Genomic DNA, 22,739 nt, shown 5'->3' on the forward strand with positions numbered 1-22,739 from the left:
GCAGCTGCTAGCACCCTGCCGTGAGTCGCCTCACACCCGGCGTGTCGCCGTCAGTCGGCCAGGACGGCGGCCGGCCGGACCTCCCCGACGACGCCGTCGCCGCCGGTCACCGGGGTGGTCGCCCACGGGGCCAGCACCTCCTCGCCGACGCCGAGCCGGCGGAGCGCCGCGGCCAGCACCGGCGCCCGCCCGCGGTCACCGCCGTCGTCGAGCTTGACCGCCACCGCACCGCGGCCGGGCAGGGCGGCGACGTGCACGCCGTCGGCACCGCCCTTCACCAGCAGGCCGGGGACGGCGGTCATGAGGTCGGTGTCCTCCCGGCCGGTGCCGGCGACGTACCAGGGGTGGGCGCGGGCCGCGTCGGCCACCGCGCGCTCGGGGCCGCCCTGCGGGGCCTCGACCAGCGAGCCGACGCCGCGGGCCAGCCCGGTCAGCGACAGCCCGTGCTGCGGCGCGCCGCACCCGTCGACGACGACGGCGGCCACCGGCTCCCCGGCCGCGGCCGACAGCCGGGCCTCGATCGCCTGCTGCAGGGGGTGCTCGCGCTGCAGGTAGCCGTCGGTGGGCCAGCCCGCCGCGACGCAGGCGGCCAGCATCGCCGCGTGCTTGCCCGAGCAGTTCATCGCCAGCCGCTCGGGTGCCCGGTCCGCGACCAGCCAGGCCGCGCGGGTGGGCTCGTGCCCGGGCAGGGCGGCCGGGCAGCCGAGCGCCGAGGGGTCCAGGCCCGCGGCGGCGAGGATGCCCGCGGCGAGGTCGCGGTGGCCGTCCTCACCGAGGTGCGAGCCGGCCGCGATCGCGAGTTCCGGGCCGGAGCGGGGGCGCCAGCCGGCGGCCAGGTAGGTGGTGGCCTGCACGGGCTTGTTGGCCGACCGCGGGAGGACCGGACGGTCGACGTCGCCGGCCGACCAGGTCACCGCACCGTCGGGGCCGACGACGACGACGGCGCCGCGGTGCACCGACTCGAGGAATCCCGAGCGCCACACCTCGACGAGGACCGGGGCGTCGGGCCAGCCCGTCATCGGCCCTCGGCGGCGAGCAGCGCGGCGACGTCGGCCTCGCCGTTGCGGTACCGGCGGGCGAGCTCCCCGGCGAGGGTGTCCATGACCTGCTGCACGCCGCGGCGGCGCTCGGACAGCGACCCCTCGGCCGCGGCGAGCGCACGGGCGGCGCGCTCGAGGTCGGCGTCGGGCAGCCGGGCGACGTCGGACAGGTCGACGTCGGGGGTCAGGCCGTGCACCCACGACTCGTAGACGTCGGGCGAGGCCGGCTGCAGCGTCTGGTGCCGGCCGAGGCCGTGCGCCGGGCCGCGCCCCTTCTCGGCGAGGATCTCCGGCAGCAGGTCGACCAGCGAGCGGCCGTCGTGCTCGGCGCGGCGCTGCAGCTCGCGGCGGACGATGTCCAGCCGGCCCTGCAGCAGCCGCCGCGTGTAGGAGAGGTTGACCTCCTCCTGCTCGGCCCGGCGGCGCAGCTGCCGCACGTCGGACATGGGCCGCCGCTCGACGTCCCGGAGGAACGCGGGGTCGAGCAGCTCGTCGACGGCCGCGCCACCGGCGGGCGTCGGCTCGGGGCTCAGCGAGGTCACCGCCCGATGGTGGCAGACCGGACGGCCCGGACCCGGTCGCGGGCGGCCGCCCGGGTGTCGTCGACCGCGGCCGGGACGTCGTCGGGGTCGACGACGGCGCGCGAGCCGCCCACGGTGAGCTCGGCGTCGGGACCCACCGACTGCTTGACCAGCGCCAGCGCGACCACGCCGAGCTCGTGGTGGCGCACCACCGTGCCGGCCCGGCCCACGTCGCGGGCACCGGAGCGGACCGGCGCGCCGGGCGCGGGCAGCTCCTCGCTCACGCCGTCGAGGTGCAGCAGCACCAGCCGCCGCGGCGGGCGGCCGAGGTTGTGCACCCGGGCGACGGTCTCCTGCCCGCGGTAGCAGCCCTTCTCGAGGTGGACGGCGGTGGTGAGCCACTCCAGCTCGTTGGGGATGGTGCGGTGGTCGGTGTCCGCCCCCAGACGCGGGCGGCGGGCCTCCACGCGCAGCGCCTCGTACGCGTCCAGCCCGGCGGCACCGGCGCCCGCGGCGGTGAGCGCGTCGGCGGTCTCCACCAGCCCGGCGCGCGGCACGAGCAGGTCGAACGCGGTCGCGCCGCCGTCGCCCAGGGACGGCATCCGGCGCACCCAGCCACCACCCGGCAGCGCCGCGACGGCGTACGGCGCCTCGGGCGCGGGCAGTGCGGCGGCGCCGAGCACCTCCGGCGCCCGCGGGCCGACGAGGGACAGCAGCGCCCAGGCGTCGGTGACCAGCGCGGGCTCCACGCGCAGCATGAAGACCATCCGCTGCAGGAAGGCCAGCAGGGCGGCGCCGGTGCCGGCCTCGACGTCGGCCCAGGTGGTGCCGCCGAGCTCGGCGAGGACCAGGTGGTGCTCGACGTGGCCGTGCGGGGAGAGGACGAGCGCCTCGGTGCCGGTGCCGTCGGCCAGCCGCTCGAGGTGCTGGCTGGTCAGGCTGTGCAGCCAGGTCAGCCGGTCGGCGCCGGGGACGGTGAGCACGTCGCGGTCGCTGCGGTCGACCCAGCCGGCGCCCTCGGCGAGCAGCCGCTGCTCGCGCAGCGGGTCCCCGTAGTGGACGGCGACGGAGTGTGCGGCCACGGTCGCGCCCTCGGCGACGACCGCGCCCGCTCGCGCGGCCAGTGGTGAGGTGGTCATGAGTTCTCCGTCCCGGCTTCCCTGCACCGACGGCACGTCCCCGACAGCGCGACGTGCCCCACGTCCACGGTGAAACCCAGGTCGGCCGCCAGACGTTCCGCCGCGGCGTCGAGCAGGCCGGGGTCGGCGGAGGAGATCTCTCCGCACGAGGCGCAGACGACGTGCAGGTGCGGGTGCTCCGAGGAGTGGTAGACCGGCGCCCCCTTGCCCAGGTGGGTGTGCCAGACCAGTCCGAGCCGCTCGAGCAGCTCCAGCGTGCGGTAGACCGTCGAGGTGTCCGGCGCCGCGCCGCCGGGCCCGGCCTGCTCGCGCAGCCGCACGCCGATGGCCTCGGGGGTGGCGTGGTCGAGCTGGGAGACAGCGGCCAGCACCTGCTGGCGCTGCGGCGTCAGCCGCAGTCCGCGCGCCCTCAGCCGCTCGGCCAGCGGCGCCGTCCCGTGCTCGGATCCCACGGTGAGGAGCGTAGTTCCGGCCCGGCTACGCCACGGCGCTGCGGGAGCCGGCCAGCACGCGCTGCAGCGACTCCAGGTACCGCGGCGGGATGCCGTGCTCGCCGCGCGGGGGCAGGAACCGCGCCACCGTCGCGCCGGTGACCTCCGCGGCCGCGGCGGCCTCGGCGCCCAGCAGCCGCACCACCGGCGCGTCGCCCCAGGACCGGCTGGCGGCCAGGTGCGCCATCGCCGCGGCGCTCTCGGCGCGCTCCCCGACGCAGTCGAACGGCTTCTCCGTGGCCCACAGCCTCCGGAACCCGTCGGCCAGGGACACGTCGGCCAGCGGGTTGCCCCCGAACACCTCCTCCGCCTCCGCCGGGGTCAGGAACACGGCGAAGCAGAGGAAGGTGAACAGGCACTTGTCGCAGTGCAGGCACCAGCGCTGCTCGGCCTGCCCACCCAGGTGCCGCTGGGTGTAGGAGCGGTTGCAGCTGAGGATGTCCGCGCGCAGCGGCAGCGCGGCGACGGCGGCGACCGTCGCCAGCTCCGACAGCTGCCGGGTCAGGCTGAAGTATCCGGTGCCGAGCTCGGCGGCGGCCGCGGTGAACAGCCGCTCGAAGGCGAAGGACTTCGAGTACTGGTGGTTCACGCTGACGCCGTCGACGGTGAGCGTCTCCTCGTCGGCGGAGCGCTCGTTGGCGAACACGACGGGGTCGTGGCCGCCGAGGACGGCGACCAGCGTGGCGATCGCGGAGTTGATCGCGGTGACCGGGACGTGCCCGTTGAGGCCGCCCTGGGCGGTGCGCTCGGCCAGCAGGGGGTCGAGCCGGCGGCGGACCTCGAGCAGCGGCACGCCGGCGGCGCGGGCGACGTCGCGCTGCGCGCCGGTGGGGTTGACCGCCAGCGCCGTCCCGTCGGGGATGACGACGAGGGCCAGCGCGGAGTCCTTGCCACCACCGACGGGCAGCAGCGCGCCCCGGGTGCCGGGGGACGGCGCCGGGCCGGCCGGGCGGACCTCGACGTCGAAGGCCACGCGGTGCGGCACGGGCAGCCGGTTGACCGCGGCGAACTCGCCGAGGCCGTCGGTGTAGGCGGCCTGCGCGACGGCGGCCTGCGCGGCGGTGACCGGCCGCTCGACGACGACCCGGCCGGGGGCGGCGAGCTTGTAGTAGCTGGTGCCCATGACCAGGTGCACCAGGTCGAGGGCGCCGTCGAGCCGGTCGGCGTCGACCTCACCGCCGAGCAGCGCCGGGTCGAGGGTCAGCCGTTCGGTGAACTCGTCGTCGCCGAGCCGGTAGGTGAAGGCGGCCTCGCCGGTGGCGGGGTCCAGGGTCCGGCCGGCGACGACGAAGGCGCCGCCGCCGGGCCGGTCAGAGACGCTCGGCGCCGGCGTCGGCGAGGACGTGCTCATAGGTGGCTGCCAACTCCTCGAAGTCGCGGTAGCGGTTGTAGCTGGGGGCGCCGGGCGAGAGCAGCACGACCCCGCCCGGCGGGGTGCCGGCGATCGCCGCGGCCACCGCCTCGGCCAGCGACTGCGCCTCGGTGAGGCGCACCGCCGCCCCGGCGGCCTCCCGGCGGACGTCGTCGGCCAGCCGGGCCCCGGTGTCGGGGACGGTCACCACGGCGACCTCCTCCCGACGGGCCACCAACGTCGCGGCCAGGCCGGTGTAGTCCAGGCCGCGGTCCTGGCCGCCGGCGATGAGCGTGACCGGCCGGCCGGCCAGCGCGTCGAGCGCGGCCAGCACCGACACCGGGGTGGTGGAGAGCGTGTCGTCGACGAAGGTGACCCCGCCCAGGGTGGCCACCGGTGAGAGCCGGTGCGGCAGCGCCCGGAAGGCGGCGACCGCGGCGGTGACCGCGTCGGCGGCTGCGGCGAGGTCGAGGCCGAGCAGCGCGCAGGCGGCCAGCGCGACGGCGACGTTGCTGCGGTTGTGGGCGCCGGGCAGGTGCACCGGCTGCGCGCGCTCGGCCAGCCCCGGCGGCAGCACCTCGGCGGGGTCGACCAGCTGCGCGGGGTCGAGGTACCGCAGCGCCACCGGCCGGGCCTGCGCGCTGACCACCACCGACCGCTCGGGGCAGGCGGTGAAGACGCGCAGCTTGTCGCGGAAGTAGGTGACCTCCCCGCCGTGCCAGTCCAGGTGCTCGGGCGCCAGCGAGGTGAGCGCGCCGCGGCCGGAGAAGTCCGGCACGGCGGCGGCCTGGTAGCTGGAGATCTCGACGACGAGGGTGCGGTCGCCCACGTCGGCCAGGACGTCGAGCAGCGGGGTGCCGATGTTGCCGGCGTGCACGGCCGGGCGGTCGGCGGCGGTGAGGACGGCGGCGGCCAGGGCGCTGGTGGTGCTCTTGCCCTTGGTGCCGGTGACGCAGAGCACCGGCACCCCCCGCGCCGCGGCCTCGGCCAGCGCCATCCCGGTGCCGGTCGTCACCACGGTGCGGTCGGCGAGCAGCCGGGCGTCCTCCCGGTAGGGGCTGATCCCCGGCGAGCGGACGACGACGTCGCAGCCGGCGAGGTCGGCGACGTCGGCGGTGGCGGTGACGCCCTCGGGCAGGGACGCGGGGTCGACCGGGCGGCTGTCGGCGACGAGGACGTCGGAGGCGCCGGCGGCCAGCGCGGCCCGCACGGCGGCGCGGCCCTCGCGACCGTGGCCCCAGACCCCGACGCGCCGGCCGGCCAGCTCCGCCGGGCGGAGGGAACGCTCCCGCGGGGGCGGTGCCGGGCGGGGGTCCACGGCGACCACTCTACGGACCGGCCCCGTGCACGGACGGCGACGACGGGAGGCCGCCGCTAGGCTGTCCCCGGGTGTGCCGGGAAGTCTGGTCGGCGGTGTCGTACCCGACCCACCGCCCCGGAGCCGCCCCGTGACCGTCCCCTCCCGCCCGCACGGATCCACCCGCGTCCTCGCCCGCGGCTCGTGGGCCGAGACCAGCCGGATCGCGGACATCCTGCGCAAGGAGACCGTCGGCGGCGTCCTGCTGCTGATCGGCACCGTCATCGCCCTCGTGTGGGCGAACTCGCCGTGGTCGGCGGCCTACGAGGCGCTGCGCGACACGCGTGTCGGGCCGGCCTCGCTGCACCTGGACCTGACCCTGGGCACGTGGGCGGCCGACGGGCTGCTGGCGGTCTTCTTCTTCGTCGCGGGGCTGGAGCTCAAGCGCGAGTTCGTGGCCGGTGACCTGCGCGACCCGCGGCGGGCGGCGCTGCCGGTGGCCGCCGCCGTCGGCGGGATGGCCGTGCCCGCGGTGATCTTCGTGCTCGTCAACCTGGGGGGCGGGGACGCCCTGCGCGGCTGGGCCATCCCGACGGCCACCGACATCGCCTTCGCCCTCGCCGTCCTGGCCGTGATCAGCACCCACCTGCCCAGCGCGCTGCGCACGTTCCTGCTCACCCTCGCGGTCGTCGACGACCTGCTGGCCATCACGATCATCGCGGTCTTCTACACGACGTCGCTGGCCGCGGGCTGGCTGGCGCTGGCCCTGCTGCCGCTGGGGGTCTTCGGCTTCCTCGTGCAGAAGCGGGTCCGCTCGTGGTGGCTGCTGCTGCCGCTGGCGGTGCTCACCTGGGTGTTCGTGCACGAGTCCGGCGTGCACGCCACGGTGGCCGGCGTCCTGCTCGCGTTCACCGTGCCGGTGGTCCGCAGCGAGGCGGCCGGCGGGCCCGGCGCGGGCCCCGGCCTGGCCGAGCACCTCGAGCACCGGTTCCGCCCGATCTCGGCCGGCGTCGCCGTCCCGGTGTTCGCCTTCTTCGCCGCCGGGGTCACCGTCGGCGGATTGTCGGGCCTGGTCGAGTCGCTCGGTGACCGGGTGACGCTCGGGATCGTCGCCGGCCTCGTCGTCGGCAAGCTGGTCGGCATCCTCGGGGCCAGCTGGCTGGTCACCCGGTTCACCCGGGCCGAGTTCGCCGACGACCTCGGCTGGCCCGACGTGGTGGGCCTGGCGCTGCTCGGCGGGATCGGCTTCACGGTGTCCCTGCTCATCGGCGAGCTGGCCTTCGGCGTCGGCAGCGAGCGCGACGAGCACGTCAAGGTCGGCGTGCTCATCGGCACCCTGTTGTCGGCCCTGCTGGCTACGGTCGTGCTGCGGCTGCGCAACCGCCGCTACCGGCAGATCTGGGAGCTGGAGCAGGTGGACGCCGACCACGACGACATCCCGGACGTCTACCAGCGCGGGCCCGACACGCCCGGCGGACCGGCGGCACGCGGCGGTTTCGCCGACGGCTGAGAAACGTCGTTGCCGACCCCGGAACCGCGTCGTACCGTCGAGGTACACGAGAGAGGAGGTGGTCCGTACTTTGCATGCTTATCGGACTCGTGAGGTGGCTGTCCGCTAGCCGCCGTCCAGATGGGCCGCCCGTTCGGAGTGGAATCCGAACGACGGCATGATCGCCCGTCCGTCGTACGGCGGCGAGCGAGAACCGGACAGTCACCCGACCCCCGGGCCGCCGACACTTGTCCAGTCGGCCCGCGAGCAGCCTCCCCTCGGGGACAGGCGCCGCGGAACAGCCCGGGGGTTGTCCGTTCCCCGGGGAGGGAGCAGCGCCCCGTGTCCATCGTCGGGCGCACCGCGCCGGCCGGCCGCTGGATCGCCGAGGCCGTGCGCCGGGCTCCCCCCGACACCGTCGCCGCGCTGCTGCCGGCCGGCTTCGCCGCGCACGCCCGGGTGTTCCACCCCGCCGTCCGCTACGAGGGCGACGACGACGTCCACGTCCGGTGGGACGAGGTCGCCGCGGCCAACGGCACCACCCCGCACCGGCTGATGCAGTGGCCCGGCATCACCGGCTCCTGGGAGTACCTCGCCGAGGCCGACCAGCCCGGGCTGTGGAACGACGCCCCCGCCGAGGGGCACCTGCCCGCGCACGTCGCCCGCGAGATCGCCGCCGTGCTGGCCGACCGGACCACCACCCCCGGCGAGTGCTGGTTCGGGTGGGACGACGGCGGCGCCGCCGACCTGCCGCGACTCCTGCTGCCCCGCGCCGACCTGCTGCTCGTGCCCGGCCCGGTGGAGCGCGCCGCGGCGAACTTCGCCCCGGAGCCGCGCGAGCAGAGCGCCGCGTTGTGGTGGCCGGCCGACCGCGCCTGGTGCGTCGTCACCGACCCGGCGCTGACCAGCACCTACGTCGGCGGCAGCGTGGCCGCCGTCGACGCGCTGCTGGCCAGCCGGCTCGAGGTCGCCCCCGCCCTGCCCGGCGACCCGGTCACCCCCGACAGCGACCCCGTCAACGTCGTCGACCGCGAGGCCTGAGCCGCGCGCTCAGGCCCGGGACGCCACCGGCGCACCGGCGGTCGCCGCGAGCACCTGTGGCCAGGGGGTGGCGGTCAGGCCGAAGGTCTCGGTCGTCGCGGTCGCGTCCAGGACGTACTCCTGGTCGAACTGGTGCCGGACGTCGACGACCTCGCGCATCATCGGCGAGAAGACGCCCACGGCCGACAGCACCGGCCACGGGATGCCGCTGACCGGCACCGGCGGGACGCCCATCGCGCCGGCCAGGTCGGCGAGCGCCTGGCGCTGCGAGCGCGGCGGGCTGCTCGGCACGTGCCACGCCCGGCCCAGCGCGCGCTCGTCGGTGCCGAGGACGGCCAGCGTGGCGGCGACGTCGGGCAGGTAGCTCCAGCTGCGCGGCACGTCGGGGTCGCCCACCACCCAGGCGCGACGGCCGCGGCGCAGCGTCGCCAGCTGGCGCACCAGGTGGGACTGCGCGGGCGGGACCTGCGGTCCCACGAAGTCGGCGGCGCGGGCCTCGGTCACCCGGGCGCGGCCGGCCTCGTGCGCGGCCAGCGCCTCCCGCCACATGGCCACCCGCACCCGACCCTTGGTGTCGGTGGCGGCCAGCGGGCTCTCCGGCGTCATGGGCCCGGTGGGGCGGCCGTAGCCGTAGAGGTTGGACATCGTCACCAGCACCGCGCCGGTGCGCTCGGCGGCGCTCAGCAGGGCGGCGGCGACCGGCGGCCAGTCGGTGGCCCAGCGGTGGTAGGGCGGGTTGACGGCGTTGTAGAGGGCGGCCGCGCCGGCGGCGGCCTCGGTCAGCGCCCCGGCGTCGGCGGCGTCGACCCGGCGGTGCTCGACGGCGTCGGTGGAGGTGCCGCCGCTGCGGGAGAGCACCCGCACCCGGTGCCCCCGGGCGGCCAGCAGCTCCGCCGTCGTCGTGCCCACCGGGCCCTTGCCCACGATCACGTGCAGTGCCATGACGGCTCCTCGTCCGGTCCGACGAGAGCGGTGCTCTCGTTCGAGAACGACGATCCCGCTCCGCCCGCGTGCTGTCAAGAGCAGTGCTCACACTTGCGTGCACCGCTCGCGAAGCGTCATCATCGGGACGTGCCCACCGCCCGCGAGCGCGTCCGCGCCGAGATCACCGCCGAGATCACCGAGGCCGCGCGCCGGCAGCTGGCCGAGGTGGGCGCCGCGGCGCTGTCGCTGCGCGCCGTCGCCCGGGAGGTGGGGATGGCCTCCTCGGCGGTGTACCGCTACTTCCCCAGCCGCGACGACCTGCTGACCCGGCTGATCATCGACGGGTACGACGCCGTGGGCGCCGCGGCCGAGGCCGCCGACGACCCCGCCGCCGCCCCGGAGCAGCGGTGGTCGGCCGTGTGCGCCGCGGTGCGCGACTGGGCGCGCACCCACCCGCACGAGTACGCGCTGCTCTACGGCTCGCCGGTGCCCGGCTACCACGCCCCCCGCGACACCGTGCCCGCGGCGTCGCGGGTCGGCGTCGTCCTCGGCCGCGTCCTCGGGGACGCCGCCCGCGCCGGGCTGCTCACCGGCGACGGCGGCCGCGAGCCCGGCCTGCTCGGCGACGCCGCCGTGGAGGTCCTGGGGCAGGACGCCCCCGGCATCGACGACGCCGTCCGGGTGCGCGCCCTGCTGGCCTACTGCGCGTTGTTCGGCACGGTCGGTTTCGAGCTGTTCGGCCAGCTGGTCGGGTCGGTCGAGGACGCCGACCGGTTCTTCGCCCGCGCGACGGCCGAGCTGGCCCACCTGGTCGGGATCGGCCCGCGGCCGGTCAGGACGGGTTGAGCCGCCAGAGGCGGTGGGTCCACGGGACGTCGTAGCCGAGCACGTAGGCGGTGTACGGGGCCAGCACCAGCGCCGACGTCCGGTCCCCCGCGACGGAGGCCTGCAGCAGGCCCAGCGGCACGAGGAACGCCAGGACCCCCAGGAAGCCGTTGCGGGTGCTCCGCCGGCCGAAGAAGGCCGCGTTCCACAGCTCGTTGCCGGCCAGGACGGCCATCGCCAGGCGGTACGAACGCCGGTCCCCGCGCCGCGCGGCCCGGTGCACGACGACGCCCATCACCAGGTAGTACGCGCCCCCGACCGCGTAGAACCCGGGCATCGGGAGCTGGGAGGCCGGGTGCCGGAGCCCGCGGAACCACCGGAGCGACTCGCGGCCGACGAGGGCGTTGCCGGCCACGGCCGCCCCGACGACGGGGAGCAGCGTCTCCTTCCCGGGCCCGTGCACGCCGCGACCCTAGAGCCGCGCCAGCTCGGCCTCGAGGTCGTCGAGGCCGAGCGAGCCCTGCGACAGCGCGGCCATGTGCCACGCCCTGAGGTCGAAGTCCGCCCCGCGGGCGCGCTGGGCGGCGGCCCGCCCGGCCAGCCAGGCCCGCTCCCCGAGCTTGTAGCTGATCGCCTGCCCGGGCAGCCCGAGGTAGCGGATCAGCTCGCTGTCGAGGAACGCCGGGTCGCTGCCCAGGTGGTCGCCGGCGAAGGCCCGCGCGAGCTCCGGCGTCCACGGCCGGCCGCGGTGCGCGGCCAGCGCACCCTCGGCGTCGTCGGGGACGGGCAGCCCGAGGTGCATGCCGATGTCGATGACCACCCGGATCGCGCGCAGCTGCTGGGCGTCGAGGTAGCCCATCCGCGCGCCCGGCTCGGTGAGGTACCCGAGCTCGTCCATGAGCCGCTCGGCGTAGAGCGCCCAGCCCTCGACGTTCGCGCTGACCGACCCCAGCGACGTCTGGTAGGTGGACAGGTCGCCGGCGACGTAGACCCACTGGGCCAGCTGCAGGTGGTGGCCGGGGACGCCCTCGTGGTACCAGATCGAGACCAGGTCCCACAGCGGGAAGCGCTCGCGGCCCAGCGTCGGCAGCCAGGTGCGGCCGGGCCGGGAGAAGTCCAGCGCGGGGCGGGTGTAGTACGGCGCCGCGGCGCTGCCCGGCGGCGCGATCATCGCCTCCACCCGGCGCACCGGCTCGGCGAGGTCGAAGTGCGTGCCGTCGAGCGCGGCGATCGCCTCGTCCATCATCGCCTGCAGCCGCTGCCGGATCGCCTCGACGCCCTCGACGGCCGGACCGTGCTCGTCGAGCCAGGCCATGGCCTCGCGCGGGGTCGACCCGGGGCGCAGCGCCTCGGCCTCCGCGCGCTGCTCGGCCAGGATCCGCCGGTGCTCGGCCCAGCCCCAGGCGTAGGCCTCCTCCAGCCCCTGGCCGGCGCCGAGGTCGGAGCCGTTCCAGCGCCGTGCGGCCAGCGCGTAGCGGTCGCGGCCCACCGCGTCGGGGGTGCCCTCGGCCTGCGGCAGGTAGGTGTCGCGGAGGAAGTCGCGGACCTCGGCCACCGCCGCGTCGGCCGAGCGGGCCGCGGCGTCGAGCTCGCCGCGCAGCGCGTCGGGGCCGCCGGCGGCGAGCCCGCCGAAGAACGGGCCGGTCAGCCACTCGTCGAGCTGCCCGACGACGGTGGACACCTGGCGCGGGGCGACCAGCAGCCCGCGCCGGGCGCCCTCGCGCAGCGTGTCGAGGTAGCCGCGGTAGGCCTCGGGGATGCGGGCCATGCGGCGGGCGACCACCGCCCAGTCGTCGTCGGTGGCCGTCGGCATGAGCAGGAACACCTGACGGACCGAGTGCACCGGGCTGAACAGGTTCGACAGCGCGCGGAAGCCCTCCCCGGCCTCGTGCGCGGCGAGCTCGGCGCCCAGCCGCTCGCGCAGCAGGCGGGCGCAGCGGCGCTCCACCGGGTCGTCGTCGAGCGAGAGGTCGGCGGCCAGGACGGCGTCGAGCCCGGCGAGGGTCCGCCGGGTGAGGTCGGCCTCGGCCGCCAGCCCCTCGGGGCTCAGGTCGGGCAGCCGGTCGTCGCCGGGCCGGGTGCCCAGCGACGTCGCGACGATCGGGTCGAGGTCGCAGACGGCGTCGACGTAGCCGTCGGCGACGCGGCGGGGCGTGTCGACCGACCCGCCCACCGGGACGCTCACCGCAGCCGCTCCAGCCGGGCCGACATCGTCGGCCGCAGCGGGGTCTGCGAGCCGGCCCGGTCGATCGCGTACATGAGCGCTCCCTCGACGATGCCGTAGAGCCGCACCGCGCGGGCGGCGTCCGGGGCGTCGGGCGTGCGGGCCACGACGTCGCTGGTCAGCTCCCAGCTCGTGGTGGTCCGCGCCCGCCCGACGTAGAGCTCGACCAGGCCGTCGGGGCTGGTCACCAGCAGCTCGACGTCGTCCTCGCCGCGGGGCCGCCAGAAGCCGGATTCCCGGACGGCGGGACCCTCGACCCGGCCGTCGTCGCCGATGAGCCAGGTGCGGGACTCGTAGGCGAGGAAGTCGCGGCCGTCGTGGGCGAAGCGGATCCACTGGCCGAAGCGCCGGTCGCCGTCGTCCCCGCCGGCCAGCACGCCCTCGCCGTGCCACTCCCCCAGCAGCGGCAGCACCGCCAGCAGGTCGTGGGCCACCTCCGGCCCGGAGCGGACGTCGACGGTGTCGGCGACGGGCAGGTCGGTCGGGCCGGTCACCGGCCGGCGTCCCGGGGAGGCATGCCCGCCACCGTAGCCGGGCGCCCAGTCAGCGGCCCCGCGCGCTGCGACCCGGACGGGAGCGCTCGCGGCGGGGGCGCCCGCCCGGCCGGGCCAGCCGCCGGGCGGCCGCGAGGCAGGCGAGGCCGGCCAGCGCGGCGAGCGCGACGAGGACCCACGCGGCGACCACGGCGGCCACGGTAGGCGCGCCCGCGTGCTCCCGGCCGCCGGACCCGCCGGGGCGGGCACGATGGGCCGGTGCCGTTCACCGGGAGCCACCCCGCCGCGGTGCTGCCCTTCCTGCCGACCGGGCTGCCGGCGTCCGCGCTCGTCGCCGGGAGCCTCGCGCCCGACCTGCCCTTCTACCTGCCCGGCCGGCCCGGCTGGCCGACGCACACCCCGCTCGCGGTGGTCACCCTCGACGTCGCCCTCGGTGCCGCGCTGTGGCTGGTGTGGCACGGCCTGCTGGCCGCGCCGGCACTGGCCGCCGCCCCCGCCGGGCTGCGCCGCCGGCTGACCGCGCGCCCGGGCCTGCGCGCCCGGCTCGGGTCGCCGCGGGCGGGCGCCGCGGTGCTCGCCGCGCTGGCGCTCGGCGCGGCCACCCACGTCGGCTGGGACCAGTTCACGCACTGGTGGGGGTGGGGCACCCGGCACGTGCCCGCACTGGGCGCACCGGTGGGGACCTTCGCCGGTGAGGACTGGTTCGGCTACGACGTCGCCCAGCACGTCAGCACGGTGCTGGGCGCGGCGGTCCTCGCCGGCTGGCTGGTCCTGTGGTGGCGCCGGACGCCGTCGCGGCCCGGCGACCTGAGCGGCACCGCCTGGGCGGTGTGGGCCGGGCTGCTCGCGCTGGGGGCCGCGGTGGGCGTCGGCGCCGCCGTCCGGGCGCCCGACGTGCTGCGGGCCGGCTTCGCGGGGGCGACGGCGGGCGGGGCGGCGATGGCCGTCGCGGCGGTGCTGGGCGCCGCCGCCTGGCACGCCGCCCGACACCGCGGCTGACGCCCGGGGAGGGTCCGGCACCCGCCGGGGCCGTGAGGCACGCTGGGGCGCAGGCACCCGCCGGACCAGCGGAGGAGGACGGCACCATCGACAGCCCAGGCGCTCCGCCGGACCTGCACGCGGTCGAGGCCGAGCTGGCCCGGACGGCGGCCCGCTACGAGCGGGTCCTGGCCAACGTCGCCGACGGCATCTACGGCCTCGACCGCGCCGGGCGGGTGGAGTTCGTCAACCCGGCCGCCGAGCGCATCACCGGCCGGCCCGCCGCCGATCAGCTGGGGCGCGACCAGCACGACCTGCTGCACGGCGCCCGCGCGGACGGCTCCCCGTACCCCCGCGAGGAGTGCCCGGTCTGGCAGGCGCTGGCCACCGGCCGGACGGTGTCGGCCGACGCGGAGGTGTTCTGGCGCGCCGACGGCACGGCGGTGCCGGTCGAGCTGATCGCCGTCCCCACGGTGGAGGACGACGGGGTGACCGGCGTCGTCGTCTCCTTCCGCGATCTCACCGACCGGCTGGCCGCCCTCCGGCAGGCCGAGGAGCTCCGACGGCTGGCCGAGCAGAACGCCGCCCAGCGGGCGCTGTCCGACCGGCTGCAGCAGGCGCTGCTCACCCCGCCGCCCGAGCCCGACCACCTGCACGTCGCCGTGCGCTACCGCCCGGCCGCCGACGGCGCCCAGGTCGGCGGCGACTGGTACGACGCCTTCCTGCAGCCCGACGGCGCCACGGTGCTCGTCATCGGCGACGTCGTCGGGCACGGCAGCGACGCGGCCGCCGCGATGGGGCAGCTGCGCGGGCTGCTGCGGGCACTGGCCTACGACGAGGAGCGGCCGCCCTCGGTGACGCTGGCGCGGGCCGAGCGGACCGCCCTCGGCCTGGCGGTGAGCACCCTGGCCACCGTGGTGCTCGCGCGCATCGAGCGGCACCCCGACGTCCCCGTCGCCGGCACCCGGGTGCTGCGGTGGAGCAACGCCGGGCACCTGCCGCCCCTGCTGCTCGACCCCGACGGCACGAGCCGGCTGCTGGCCACCCGGCCGGAGCTGGTGCTCGGCGTCGACCCGCACGCGCGGCGCACGGACGCGACGGCCGACATCCGCGACGGCCAGACGCTGCTGCTCTACACCGACGGCCTCGTCGAGCGCCGCGACAGCGACCTCGACGCCGGGCTGGCCGCGCTGCAGGAGGCGCTGCGCGACCTCGGGCGGGTGCCGCTGGAGGAGCTGTGCGACACGCTGCTGGCCCGGATGGTGCCCGCGCCCGGCGCCGACGACGTCGCGCTGGTCGCCGTCCGTGCGTACCCGGAGGACCGCCCGCGGCCGCCCGAGGCCGGCCCGAACCGGCTGCCGCCCGGCGTGCCCTGACCGGCGGCCCTCAGGTCCCGGCGCGCAGCCGCCCTCAGGCCTCCGGGCGCAGCAGCCGGAAGGCGTGGCCCCAGGTGCCGGTGCGCACCCCGTGGGCGACCCAGGCCATGCACATCGGCTCCAGCCACCGGCTCGCCTCGATGCCCCCGAGGTCGACGACGTCCCAGCCGGTGTCGCGCAGCAGGCCGGTGACCGTGGCCTTGGCCGCCTCGTCGTCGCCGCCGATGAACATCGTCGGCGGCCCGCCCGGCAGCTGCGGGTCGACCATCAGCGCGTTGCCGACGGTGTTGTAGGCCTTGACCACCCGGGCTCCGGGAGCCGCGCGCTGCACCTGCTCGCCGAGGGAGTCGGTGTGCCCGACGAACAGCCGCGGGGCGCCCCCGGAGGCGTCCAGCGGGTTGGTGGCGTCGACGAGCACCGCGCCGTCGAGCGCGTCGGCCAGGGAGCCGACCAGGTCGACGGCGGCGTCCCCCCGCACGGCCAGGACGACGAGGTCGGCACCCCGCACCGCGTCCTCGGGCCGGGCGACGGGCAGGTCGCCGACCGCCGCCTGCCGCGTGCCGACGACCACGTCGTGCCCGTGCCTGCCGTACCCGCGCGCCAGCGCCTGCCCGACCTGACCGCTGCCCAGGATGCCGATGCGCATGCCGCGCAGTGCACTCCTCGCACACCGCGCGGGCAAGCCACCCGGACACGACCGCGCCCGCCCCGGCGGCTGCCAGGGCGGGCGCGGTCGCGGAACGGGCGGCTCCGTCGTCCTCCCGCACCGCCGGGCGTCCTCCCTCACCGCAGACCGTGAGGGAGGACGCGCCACGATCAGGTCACCTGATCGTGGCGCGGGCCCTCAGTCGAGGACGACCGTGGTCTCGGTCAGGCCGACCTCGGCGGAGACGACGCGCTCACCGCGGCCGACCGGGGCCAGCGAGCGCAGCTTCCACTTGCCCGGAGCGGCGAAGAAGCGGAACTCGCCCTCCGGGCTGGTGACCACCTCGGCGGTGAACTCGTCGGTGGCGTCGAGCAGCCGGACGTAGGCGCCGGGCACCGGGGCGCCGTCGAACCAGACCTGGCCCTGGATCACCGTCTGGGTGTCCAGGTCGATGCCGGCGAGAGCGCCGCCCTGCTTCGGGGCGCCGCACACGCTCAGGCCCCCTTCTCGATCGGGACGCCGACCAGCGAGCCGTACTCGGTCCACGAGCCGTCGTAGTTCTTGACGTTCTGCTGGCCGAGCAGCTCGCGCAGCACGAACCAGGTGTGGCTCGAGCGCTCGCCGATCCGGCAGTAGGCGATGGTGTCCTTGGACTCGTCGAGGCCGGCGGCGGCGTAGAGCTCGCGCAGCTCCTCGTCGCTCTTGAAGGTGCCGTCCTCGTTGGCCGCCTTGCTCCAGGGCACGTTCACCGCGGTGGGGATGTGGCCGGGGCGCTGCGCGCCCTCCTGCGGCAGGTGCGCGGGGGCGACCAGCTTGCCGGCGAACTCGTCGGGCGAGCGCACGTCGACCAGGTTCTGCTGGCCGATCGCGGCGATCACCTCGTCGCGGAAGGCGCGGATGGAGGCGTCGGCCTCCTGCGCCCGGTACTGGGTGGCGGGGCGCTCGACGGCGTCGGAGGACAGCGGGCGGCTGTCGAGCTCCCACTTCTTGCGGCCGCCGTCGAGGAGCTTGACCTGGTCGTGGCCGTAGAGCTTGAAGTACCAGTACGCGTAGGCGGCGAACCAGTTGTTGTTGCCGCCGTAGAGCACCACGGTGTCGTCGTTGCCGATGCCCTTGGCGCTCAGCAGCTGCTCGAACTGCTCGCGGTCGACGAAGTCGCGGCGCAGCGGGTCCTGCAGGTCCTTCTTCCAGTCCAGCTTGACCGCGCCCTCGATGTGGCCCTTGTCGTAGGCGCTGGTGTCCTCGTCGACCTCGACGAAGACGATCCCGGGCTGGCCGAGGTGCTCCTGGGCCCAGTCGGCGGTGACGAGCACGTCGTTGCGGCTCATGGGGGGTGTTCCTCCCTGTGGTGGGTGTGCGGCGGTCAGGCGGTGCGCGCCGGGCGGAGCCGGCGGACGGTCGGGAACGGCTCGCAGCCCGCGCGCACGACGACGGTGCGTGCGGGGCTCAGGAGCATGGGGATGGCTCTCCGGACGGCGGTCAGGGCACGTCTGGGCGGAGCAGGGCCGCCCTCAGGAGGCGCGACACAGGCAGCTGCCGACGCGGCACAGGTCCACTGTGCGGCGCGAGGTCAGCAGGGTGCCCACGTGACGAGGGTAACCGATCAGGACCGCGTGCCCGTGTGGGCGTCGACGAGGGCGGCGAGCTCCCGGGGGTGCGGGGCGCCGCTGCGGCGGCCCAGCAGGCGGCCCTCCCGGTCCAGGTAGAGCAGCGTCGGCGTGCGCCGGACGTCGAGCGCGCGGACGGCGCCGAGGGCGCTCTCGGCGTCGACGTCGAGGTGGGCCAGTCCCGGGCGGGTGGCCGCCAGGTGCTGCAGCCGGGCGCGGGTGGTCCGGCAGGGCCCGCAGAACGCCGTCGAGAACTGGACCACGGTCAGGTCGGCCTGGCCGGGTCGGAAGCCCAGCCCCTCGAGCACGGCGGGAGTCATCCCCCTGGCCAACCCGGCCGGTCCGGTGGGCATTCCTCAGGACACGCGCAGCACCGTGTCGGTGGCCTCGACGGCGACGTCGACCCCGTCGTCGGCGGGGCGGACGCCGGTCAGCCGCAGACCGAAGGGCAGCGCGACGGGGTAGCGCAGGTCGAGCGCGTCGTCGGCCCGGTCGACGACGGCGTCGGGCACGTCGACGCCGGCCGCCGCGGCCTCCTCGACGTCGACGACGAGGTCCTGCCCGTCGAGCGACACCCGGCCGACGGCGGTGAGCGGCACCGTGTACCCGAGCACCTCGACGGTGCGGGTGACGCGCAGCCCGTCGCCCTCGCGCTGCAGGACGGTGCCGGCGCCGAGCCGCTCGGAGAGGAGGGCGTAGGACAGCGTCGCGGTCCCGTCGATCCGGTCGACGGGGACCTCCTGCACCGAGCCGGAGAGCACGTCCGACAGCGGTACGTGCACCCCGCGCAGCGTGACGTCGGCGTGCGTCCCCGCGGGCCGGCCGAGGTCCTCGGCGGTCAGGGAGATGCGGACGTCGTCGTAGGTGCCCGACACCGCCTGGGTGAGGAAGGGCCAGCCGGCGACGTCGACGTCGGGCGTCCCGGCGAGGTCGCCGCCGTCGCGCAGCGCGGCCGCGACCCGCTCCTCGGCGACGCCCTCGGCGATCGGGTCGGCGACCAGCCCGACGACGAGCAGCAGCGCGACCAGCAGCGCCAGCAGGACGAGGAGGGTGCGCACGCCGATCAGACGACGGCCAGCGCCAGCAGCGCCGGCGCGCAGACGGCCAGCGGCAGCAGCCCCTCGACCGCCGCCCCCGCGACCGCGGGCACCCGGCGGCCGGCGTCGGCGAGCAGGAAGGAGGCCGCCGTGCCGGCGAGCGCGGCGACCAGGCCGAGGACCACGCCGGTGGTGATCCCGGAGAGGGCGTCGACGAGCGTGCCGGCGCCGCTGCCCAGCAGGGCCACCGCGACCGCGGCGCCCACCGCGGCGAGCAGCCCCGGCACACCGCGGGAGGCCTCCTCGGCGAGGGCGGGGTGCGGCAGCACGGCGTCGACCAGCAGGCCGGCGGCGAGGCCGGCCGCCACGACGAGCAGCGGCGCGGTGGCGGGGGTGTCGGCGTCCCCGGCCACGTCGGGCAGCAGGAGCAGCGCCAGCGCGCACGCCGACGCGACGAGCAGCGCCACCGAGCCGAGCGAGCCGACGACGTCGGTGCGCGGCGGGCGGCGCAGCATCTGGTGCACGACGGCGGCCAGCAGGGCCGGCCCGGCCACCGCCAGCAGCACGCCCGGGCCGGGGTCCTCGACGCCGACGACGAGCAGGTCGGCGGCGACAGCCGCCGCGACGGCCAGCGCCACCGCGCCCCGCGCCCCCGCCGGGGCCAGCGCGAGCGCCCATCCCAGGGCCAGCACGACCTGCAGCAGCAGCACCGCGCCGAGCCGGCCGTCGTCGCCGGCCACCTCCGGCGCCCAGACGACGGCCACGGCGGCGGCCGCCACGAGGACGGCCGCGACGACGTGCCGTCCGCGCGTGGCGGTGCCGCTGTCCAGCGCGGTGGTCACGTCGCCTCCTGCCCGCCGACGGCGGGTCCGCGCACCGGCCCCCGCTCGTCCCCGATCGTCGCAGACGCCCTCGGCGCGCCGCGCCGCACGAGCCGGGTGGCGCGGCGTGTCCGTCCCCCGCGCGGGTCGACGCGCTCGGGTGACCTCGGGGTCCGGCCCGCGCGCGTCGGTTATCCTGCGCACTCGGTCCGACAGCGCCGTCGACACCCTCCCCGAGGAGACGACATGCGACTCGTGCTCATGACGGCGGCGCGCCAGGCGACCACCGAGGTGCTGCCCGCCCTGGGGCTGCTCGGCCACCAGGTGCGCGTGGTGGCGCCGGAGCTGTCCAGCCTGCTCGACGGCGACTCCGGTGACGTCGTGCTCGTCGACGCCCGCCACGACCTGGTCCGCGCCCGCGCGCTGTGCGGGCTGCTGTCCTCCACCGGCGTGGCCTCCGCGCTGGTCGCCGTCCTCTCCGAGGGCGGGCTGGTCGCGCTGTCGGCCGACTGGGGCGTCGACGACGTCCTGCTCGACACCGCCGGCCCCGCCGAGGTCGACGCCCGGCTCCGGTGGGCGACCGCCCGCCGGCTGGCCGCGGCCACCCCGGTCGACGGCCCCGACGGCGGCGTGACCCAGGCCGGCGAGCTGGTCATCGACGAGCACAGCTACTCCGCCAGGCTGCGCGGCCGGCCGCTGGACCTCACCTACAAGGAGTTCGAGCTCCTCAAGTACCTCGCCCAGCACCCGGGCCGGGTGTTCTCCCGCGCCCAGCTGCTGCAGGAGATCTGGGGCTACGACTACTTCGGCGGCACCCGCACCGTCGACGTCCACGTCCGGCGGCTGCGTGCCAAGCTCGGCACCGAGCACGAGGCGCTGATCGGCACCGTCCGCAACGTGGGCTACAAGCTCGACCAGCAGGTCGCCGACGCCACCGCCGCCGCGGCGCGCGCCTCGGCCGAGCCCGCCGAGCCCCTCGCCGAGCCCCTCGTCGAGCCCCTCGCCGAGGGCTCCCGCCGCACCGCCCCCCTGCGCTGAGCACCGCCGCCGTCCGCGACACCGAGCGGCTCGCCCCCGCCGAGACCGCGGCGGTCCTCGCGCTGCTGCGGGCCGCGGCCGCCGCCGACGGCGTCCGCCCGCTGTCGGAGGAGGCCGAGCTCCGGCTGCAGCACGGCGGCCCGGCCGGTGGCCGGGACGTGCTGGCCACCGGCGCCGACGGCGCCCCCGTCGGCTACGCCCGCCTCGAGCTGGGGGGACCGGACGGCGAGGGCGACGCCGAGGCCGAGGTCGTCGTCGCCCCCGTCGCCCGCCGCCGGGGTACCGGGCGGGCGCTGCTGGCCCGGCTCGAGGAGCTCGCCGGGGACCGGCCGCTGCGGGTGTGGGCGCACGGCGACCTGCCCGCCGCGACCGCCCTGGCCACCGCCCGTGGCTACACCCGCGCGCGGGTGCTGCTGCAGATGCGCCGGCCGCTCACCGACGCCGACTCGGACCCGCGCCCGGCGCTGCCCGACGGCGTCGACGTCACCGCCTTCCGCCCTGGCCGCGACGAGCAGGCGTGGCTGCACGTCAACGCCCGGGCCTTCGCCACCCACCCCGAGCAGGGCTCCTGGACGGCCGATGACCTGCGGCTGCGCGAGGCCGAGCCCTGGTTCGACCCGGCGGGCTTCCTCCTGGCCTGGCGGGGCGACCGCGACGCGGGCGGCACGCTGCTCGGCTCGCACTGGACCAAGGTGCACCCGCCCGGCGACGCCGGCCCCGACCCGGTCGGCGAGGTCTACGTGCTCGGCATCGACCCGGACGCCCAGGGCCTGGGCCTCGGCCGCGCGCTGACCGACCTGGGGCTGGCCCACCTGCGCGGCCTCGGGCTGGAGCAGGTGCTGCTGTACGTGGAGGAGGACAACGTCCCCGCGGTCGCGCTCTACGAGCGCACCGGCTTCACGCGGCACGCCGTCGACGTCTCCTGGCGGCGCGTCCCCTGAGCCGCGGGCCGGTGGGCAACCGGCCCTTCCTCCCGCACCGGACGTGCCCGGCGCCACCCGAACCGCACGCGTTCACCTCCCGGACGTGGCGTCGCCCTCACCCGGTCGGGAAAGGCTCGGGCGGCGTTCACCGGCCGTTCACCGATCCACCCGGGACCGGCCACCTCGGCTGCCTACCGTCGCTGCCCGTCGGGTCCTCCCGTGCCCGGCGACCGGTCCGGTCCCCCCTTGCGAAAGGCACCGAGTTGAAGCTCAGCAGCAGGTCGCGCGCCGCCGTCCTCTCGACGACGCTGGCCGGCACCCTCGCGCTCGCCGCGTGCGGCGCGGCCAACGAGTCCGAGGGCGCGTCGGGCGGCAGTGGCGGCGGCAGCAGCGACTCCAGCGCCGCCGAGCTCAGCGGTGACCTCGTCGGCGCCGGCGCCAGCAGCCAGCAGGCGGCCATGGAGGCCTGGCAGGCCGGCTTCGAGGGCGAGCACCCCGGGGTGCAGTTCAGCTACGACCCGGTCGGCTCCGGCGGTGGCCGCGAGCAGTTCATCGCCGGGTCCACCGACTTCGCCGGCTCCGACGCCGCCCTCGACGACGAGGAGCTGGCCGGCGCGCAGGAGCGCTGCGGCGGCGGTGAGGTCTTCGAGCTGCCCAACTACATCTCGCCGATCGCGGTGGTCTTCAACCTCGAGGGCGTCGACGAGCTGGACCTCTCGCCGGCCACGATCGCGCGCATCTTCGCCGGCCAGATCACCACCTGGAACGACCCGGCCATCGCGCAGGAGAACCCCGACGTCCAGCTGCCGGACACGGCGATCACCCCGGTGCACCGCGGCGACGACTCCGGCACGACCGACAACTTCACCGACTACCTGTTCCAGACCGCCGGTGACGTGTGGACCTCCGAGCCCGACGGCGTGTGGCCGCTGCCCGGCGGCGAGGCGGCCAACGGCACCTCCGGCGTGGTCGAGGTCGTGACCAGCACCGCCGGCGCGGTCACCTACGCCGACGCCAGCCGCGCCGGCGAGCTCGGTGTCGTCAACGTCGGCGTCGGCAGCGAGTTCGTCGCCCCGTCCGCCGAGGCCGCCGCCGCCGTGGTCGAGAACTCCCCGGCCGTCGAGGGCCGCGGCGAGTACGACTTCGCCATCGAGGTCAACCGGCAGACCGAGGGGTCCGGCGAGTACCCGATCGTCCTGGTCAGCTACCACATCGGGTGCGTCCGGTACGACGACCAGTCGACCGCCGACAACGTGCAGGCCTTCATGTCCTACGTGATCAGCGAGGACGGCCAGCAGACCGCGGCGGAGAACGCCGGCAACGCCCCGATCTCCGACACACTGCGTGAGCAGGCGCAGACCGCGGTCGACGCGATCAACGCCGGCTGACCGGAGCACTCCCCGGTGGCCCGGGGCGTCGGTGACGCCCCGGGCCACCGCCCCGCCCGGAGACGGGCTCCCCCGCACTCCCGATCGAC

25 protein-coding genes are annotated in these 22,739 nt (G+C 76.9%); 8 read left to right on the forward strand and 17 right to left on the reverse strand.

The window, feature by feature from the left end:
- Positions 1 to 50: 50 nt before the first annotated feature.
- Genes ACI8AD_RS04470 through murD form a run of 6 tightly spaced genes read right to left on the reverse strand, consistent with a single transcriptional unit; the run spans position 51 to position 5,860 of the window.
- Entirely contained in the window at positions 51 to 1,019 is a 969-nt protein-coding gene (locus ACI8AD_RS04470; RefSeq protein ID WP_456869328.1) for an asparaginase, read from the reverse strand.
- A complete protein-coding gene (locus tag ACI8AD_RS04475) occupies positions 1,016 to 1,582 on the reverse strand; it encodes an RsiG family protein (RefSeq protein WP_456869329.1) in 567 nt (188 codons plus the stop codon). Before ACI8AD_RS04475 ends, ACI8AD_RS04470 begins: the two co-directional genes overlap by 4 nt.
- Positions 1,579 to 2,700 (reverse strand): CAF17-like 4Fe-4S cluster assembly/insertion protein YgfZ, encoded by a 1,122-nt coding sequence (gene ygfZ, locus ACI8AD_RS04480; protein WP_456869330.1) that lies wholly within the window; start codon positions 2,698 to 2,700, stop codon positions 1,579 to 1,581. Before ygfZ ends, ACI8AD_RS04475 begins: the two co-directional genes overlap by 4 nt.
- A complete protein-coding gene (locus ACI8AD_RS04485; RefSeq protein WP_456869331.1) occupies positions 2,697 to 3,152 on the reverse strand; it encodes a Fur family transcriptional regulator in 456 nt (151 codons plus the stop codon). The genes ygfZ and ACI8AD_RS04485 overlap by 4 nt, the downstream gene beginning before the upstream one ends.
- A 25-nt stretch (positions 3,153 to 3,177) precedes the next feature.
- Positions 3,178 to 4,542 carry a hypothetical protein gene (locus ACI8AD_RS04490; RefSeq protein ID WP_456869332.1) on the reverse strand — a complete coding sequence of 455 codons (1,365 nt, stop codon included), beginning with the start codon at positions 4,540 to 4,542 and terminating at the stop codon, positions 3,178 to 3,180.
- Entirely contained in the window at positions 4,502 to 5,860 is a 1,359-nt protein-coding gene (murD, locus tag ACI8AD_RS04495; RefSeq protein ID WP_456869333.1) for a UDP-N-acetylmuramoyl-L-alanine--D-glutamate ligase, read from the reverse strand. The genes ACI8AD_RS04490 and murD overlap by 41 nt, the downstream gene beginning before the upstream one ends.
- 130 nt (positions 5,861 to 5,990) lie before the next feature.
- Here murD and nhaA point away from each other — a divergent pair, with 130 nt between their 5' ends.
- Together nhaA and ACI8AD_RS04505 are read left to right on the forward strand one after the other, a co-directional pair.
- Complete coding sequence (gene nhaA / locus ACI8AD_RS04500) at positions 5,991 to 7,349, forward strand: Na+/H+ antiporter NhaA (RefSeq protein WP_456869334.1); 1,359 nt, start codon at positions 5,991 to 5,993, stop codon at positions 7,347 to 7,349.
- A gap of 321 nt (positions 7,350 to 7,670) precedes the next feature.
- Positions 7,671 to 8,369 carry a hypothetical protein gene (locus tag ACI8AD_RS04505; RefSeq protein ID WP_456869335.1) on the forward strand — a complete coding sequence of 233 codons (699 nt, stop codon included), beginning with the start codon at positions 7,671 to 7,673 and terminating at the stop codon, positions 8,367 to 8,369.
- Positions 8,370 to 8,378: 9 nt separating this feature from the next.
- Here ACI8AD_RS04505 and ACI8AD_RS04510 read toward each other — a convergent pair whose 3' ends face one another.
- On the reverse strand, positions 8,379 to 9,311 hold the full coding sequence (locus ACI8AD_RS04510) for an NAD-dependent epimerase/dehydratase family protein (protein WP_456869336.1): 933 nt from the start codon (positions 9,309 to 9,311) through the stop codon (positions 8,379 to 8,381).
- Positions 9,312 to 9,440: 129 nt separating this feature from the next.
- On the opposite strand from ACI8AD_RS04510, the gene ACI8AD_RS04515 reads away from it, so the two are divergent.
- Entirely contained in the window at positions 9,441 to 10,139 is a 699-nt protein-coding gene (locus ACI8AD_RS04515; RefSeq protein WP_456869337.1) for a TetR/AcrR family transcriptional regulator, read from the forward strand.
- Here the strand turns inward: ACI8AD_RS04515 and ACI8AD_RS04520 are convergent.
- Genes ACI8AD_RS04520 through ACI8AD_RS04535 form a run of 4 tightly spaced genes read right to left on the reverse strand, consistent with a single transcriptional unit; the run spans position 10,126 to position 13,026 of the window.
- Positions 10,126 to 10,581 (reverse strand): TspO/MBR family protein, encoded by a 456-nt coding sequence (locus ACI8AD_RS04520; protein WP_456869338.1) that lies wholly within the window; start codon positions 10,579 to 10,581, stop codon positions 10,126 to 10,128. The two genes, ACI8AD_RS04515 and ACI8AD_RS04520, sit on opposite strands and share 14 nt — an antisense overlap.
- A 9-nt stretch (positions 10,582 to 10,590) precedes the next feature.
- Entirely contained in the window at positions 10,591 to 12,303 is a 1,713-nt protein-coding gene (locus ACI8AD_RS04525) for a DUF885 domain-containing protein (RefSeq protein WP_456869339.1), read from the reverse strand.
- The gene (locus ACI8AD_RS04530; protein WP_456869340.1) at positions 12,300 to 12,836 is read right to left on the reverse strand and encodes an FABP family protein; all 537 of its coding nucleotides are present in this window, start codon (positions 12,834 to 12,836) and stop codon (positions 12,300 to 12,302) included. Before ACI8AD_RS04530 ends, ACI8AD_RS04525 begins: the two co-directional genes overlap by 4 nt.
- Before the next feature lie 49 nt (positions 12,837 to 12,885).
- Positions 12,886 to 13,026: a hypothetical protein gene (locus tag ACI8AD_RS04535; RefSeq protein WP_456869341.1), complete on the reverse strand. Its 141-nt coding sequence runs from the start codon at positions 13,024 to 13,026 to the stop codon at positions 12,886 to 12,888.
- 68 nt (positions 13,027 to 13,094) lie between these two features.
- Here ACI8AD_RS04535 and ACI8AD_RS04540 point away from each other — a divergent pair, with 68 nt between their 5' ends.
- Both ACI8AD_RS04540 and ACI8AD_RS04545 read left to right on the forward strand, forming a co-directional pair.
- Positions 13,095 to 13,835: a DUF4184 family protein gene (locus tag ACI8AD_RS04540; protein WP_456869342.1), complete on the forward strand. Its 741-nt coding sequence runs from the start codon at positions 13,095 to 13,097 to the stop codon at positions 13,833 to 13,835.
- Between the two features lie 32 nt (positions 13,836 to 13,867).
- Positions 13,868 to 15,190: a PP2C family protein-serine/threonine phosphatase gene (locus ACI8AD_RS04545; protein WP_456869343.1), complete on the forward strand. Its 1,323-nt coding sequence runs from the start codon at positions 13,868 to 13,870 to the stop codon at positions 15,188 to 15,190.
- 34 nt (positions 15,191 to 15,224) lie between these two features.
- On the opposite strand, the gene ACI8AD_RS04550 is transcribed toward ACI8AD_RS04545, so the two are convergent.
- The 6 genes from ACI8AD_RS04550 to ACI8AD_RS04575 form a co-directional block, all read right to left on the reverse strand.
- A complete protein-coding gene (locus tag ACI8AD_RS04550) occupies positions 15,225 to 15,836 on the reverse strand; it encodes an NADPH-dependent F420 reductase (RefSeq protein WP_456869344.1) in 612 nt (203 codons plus the stop codon).
- A 198-nt stretch (positions 15,837 to 16,034) separates the two neighbouring features.
- Complete coding sequence (locus tag ACI8AD_RS04555) at positions 16,035 to 16,328, reverse strand: DUF1416 domain-containing protein (protein ID WP_089402006.1); 294 nt, start codon at positions 16,326 to 16,328, stop codon at positions 16,035 to 16,037.
- A 2-nt stretch (positions 16,329 to 16,330) separates the two neighbouring features.
- Positions 16,331 to 17,164, reverse strand: a complete 834-nt coding sequence (locus tag ACI8AD_RS04560; RefSeq protein WP_456869345.1) for a sulfurtransferase — start codon at positions 17,162 to 17,164, stop codon at positions 16,331 to 16,333.
- Positions 17,165 to 17,439: 275 nt separating this feature from the next.
- The gene (locus ACI8AD_RS04565; protein ID WP_456869346.1) at positions 17,440 to 17,763 is read right to left on the reverse strand and encodes a thioredoxin family protein; all 324 of its coding nucleotides are present in this window, start codon (positions 17,761 to 17,763) and stop codon (positions 17,440 to 17,442) included.
- Positions 17,764 to 17,799: 36 nt separating this feature from the next.
- Complete coding sequence (locus ACI8AD_RS04570; RefSeq protein WP_456869347.1) at positions 17,800 to 18,501, reverse strand: LmeA family phospholipid-binding protein; 702 nt, start codon at positions 18,499 to 18,501, stop codon at positions 17,800 to 17,802.
- Between the two features lie 5 nt (positions 18,502 to 18,506).
- Positions 18,507 to 19,322, reverse strand: a complete 816-nt coding sequence (locus ACI8AD_RS04575; protein WP_456869348.1) for a hypothetical protein — start codon at positions 19,320 to 19,322, stop codon at positions 18,507 to 18,509.
- A gap of 225 nt (positions 19,323 to 19,547) precedes the next feature.
- Between ACI8AD_RS04575 and ACI8AD_RS04580 the strand changes: the two genes are divergently transcribed.
- From ACI8AD_RS04580 to pstS, 3 genes are all read left to right on the forward strand, one after another.
- Complete coding sequence (locus tag ACI8AD_RS04580) at positions 19,548 to 20,339, forward strand: winged helix-turn-helix domain-containing protein (RefSeq protein ID WP_456869349.1); 792 nt, start codon at positions 19,548 to 19,550, stop codon at positions 20,337 to 20,339.
- On the forward strand, positions 20,336 to 21,280 hold the full coding sequence (mshD, locus tag ACI8AD_RS04585; protein ID WP_456869428.1) for a mycothiol synthase: 945 nt from the start codon (positions 20,336 to 20,338) through the stop codon (positions 21,278 to 21,280). Before ACI8AD_RS04580 ends, mshD begins: the two co-directional genes overlap by 4 nt.
- A 245-nt stretch (positions 21,281 to 21,525) precedes the next feature.
- Positions 21,526 to 22,650 (forward strand): phosphate ABC transporter substrate-binding protein PstS, encoded by a 1,125-nt coding sequence (gene pstS / locus ACI8AD_RS04590; RefSeq protein ID WP_456869350.1) that lies wholly within the window; start codon positions 21,526 to 21,528, stop codon positions 22,648 to 22,650.
- Positions 22,651 to 22,739 lie beyond the last annotated feature (89 nt).

This window comes from Geodermatophilus sp. SYSU D00766 (genome assembly GCF_054049915.1).

What these genes read in the sequence shown, in the direction of transcription:
- ACI8AD_RS04470 (WP_456869328.1), bottom strand. Translation starts at nt 1,019, where the DNA reads ATGACGGGCTGGCCCGACGCCCCGGTCCTCGTCGAGGTGTGGCGCTCG.
- ygfZ (WP_456869330.1), bottom strand. Translation starts at nt 2,700, where the DNA reads ATGACCACCTCACCACTGGCCGCGCGAGCGGGCGCGGTCGTCGCCGAG.
- ACI8AD_RS04490 (WP_456869332.1), bottom strand. Translation starts at nt 4,542, where the DNA reads ATGAGCACGTCCTCGCCGACGCCGGCGCCGAGCGTCTCTGACCGGCCC.
- ACI8AD_RS04510 (WP_456869336.1), bottom strand. Translation starts at nt 9,311, where the DNA reads ATGGCACTGCACGTGATCGTGGGCAAGGGCCCGGTGGGCACGACGACG.
- ACI8AD_RS04550 (WP_456869344.1), bottom strand. Translation starts at nt 15,836, where the DNA reads ATGCGCATCGGCATCCTGGGCAGCGGTCAGGTCGGGCAGGCGCTGGCG.
- ACI8AD_RS04560 (WP_456869345.1), bottom strand. Translation starts at nt 17,164, where the DNA reads ATGAGCCGCAACGACGTGCTCGTCACCGCCGACTGGGCCCAGGAGCAC.
- ACI8AD_RS04565 (WP_456869346.1), bottom strand. Translation starts at nt 17,763, where the DNA reads ATGACTCCCGCCGTGCTCGAGGGGCTGGGCTTCCGACCCGGCCAGGCC.
- ACI8AD_RS04580 (WP_456869349.1), top strand. Translation starts at nt 19,548, where the DNA reads ATGCGACTCGTGCTCATGACGGCGGCGCGCCAGGCGACCACCGAGGTG.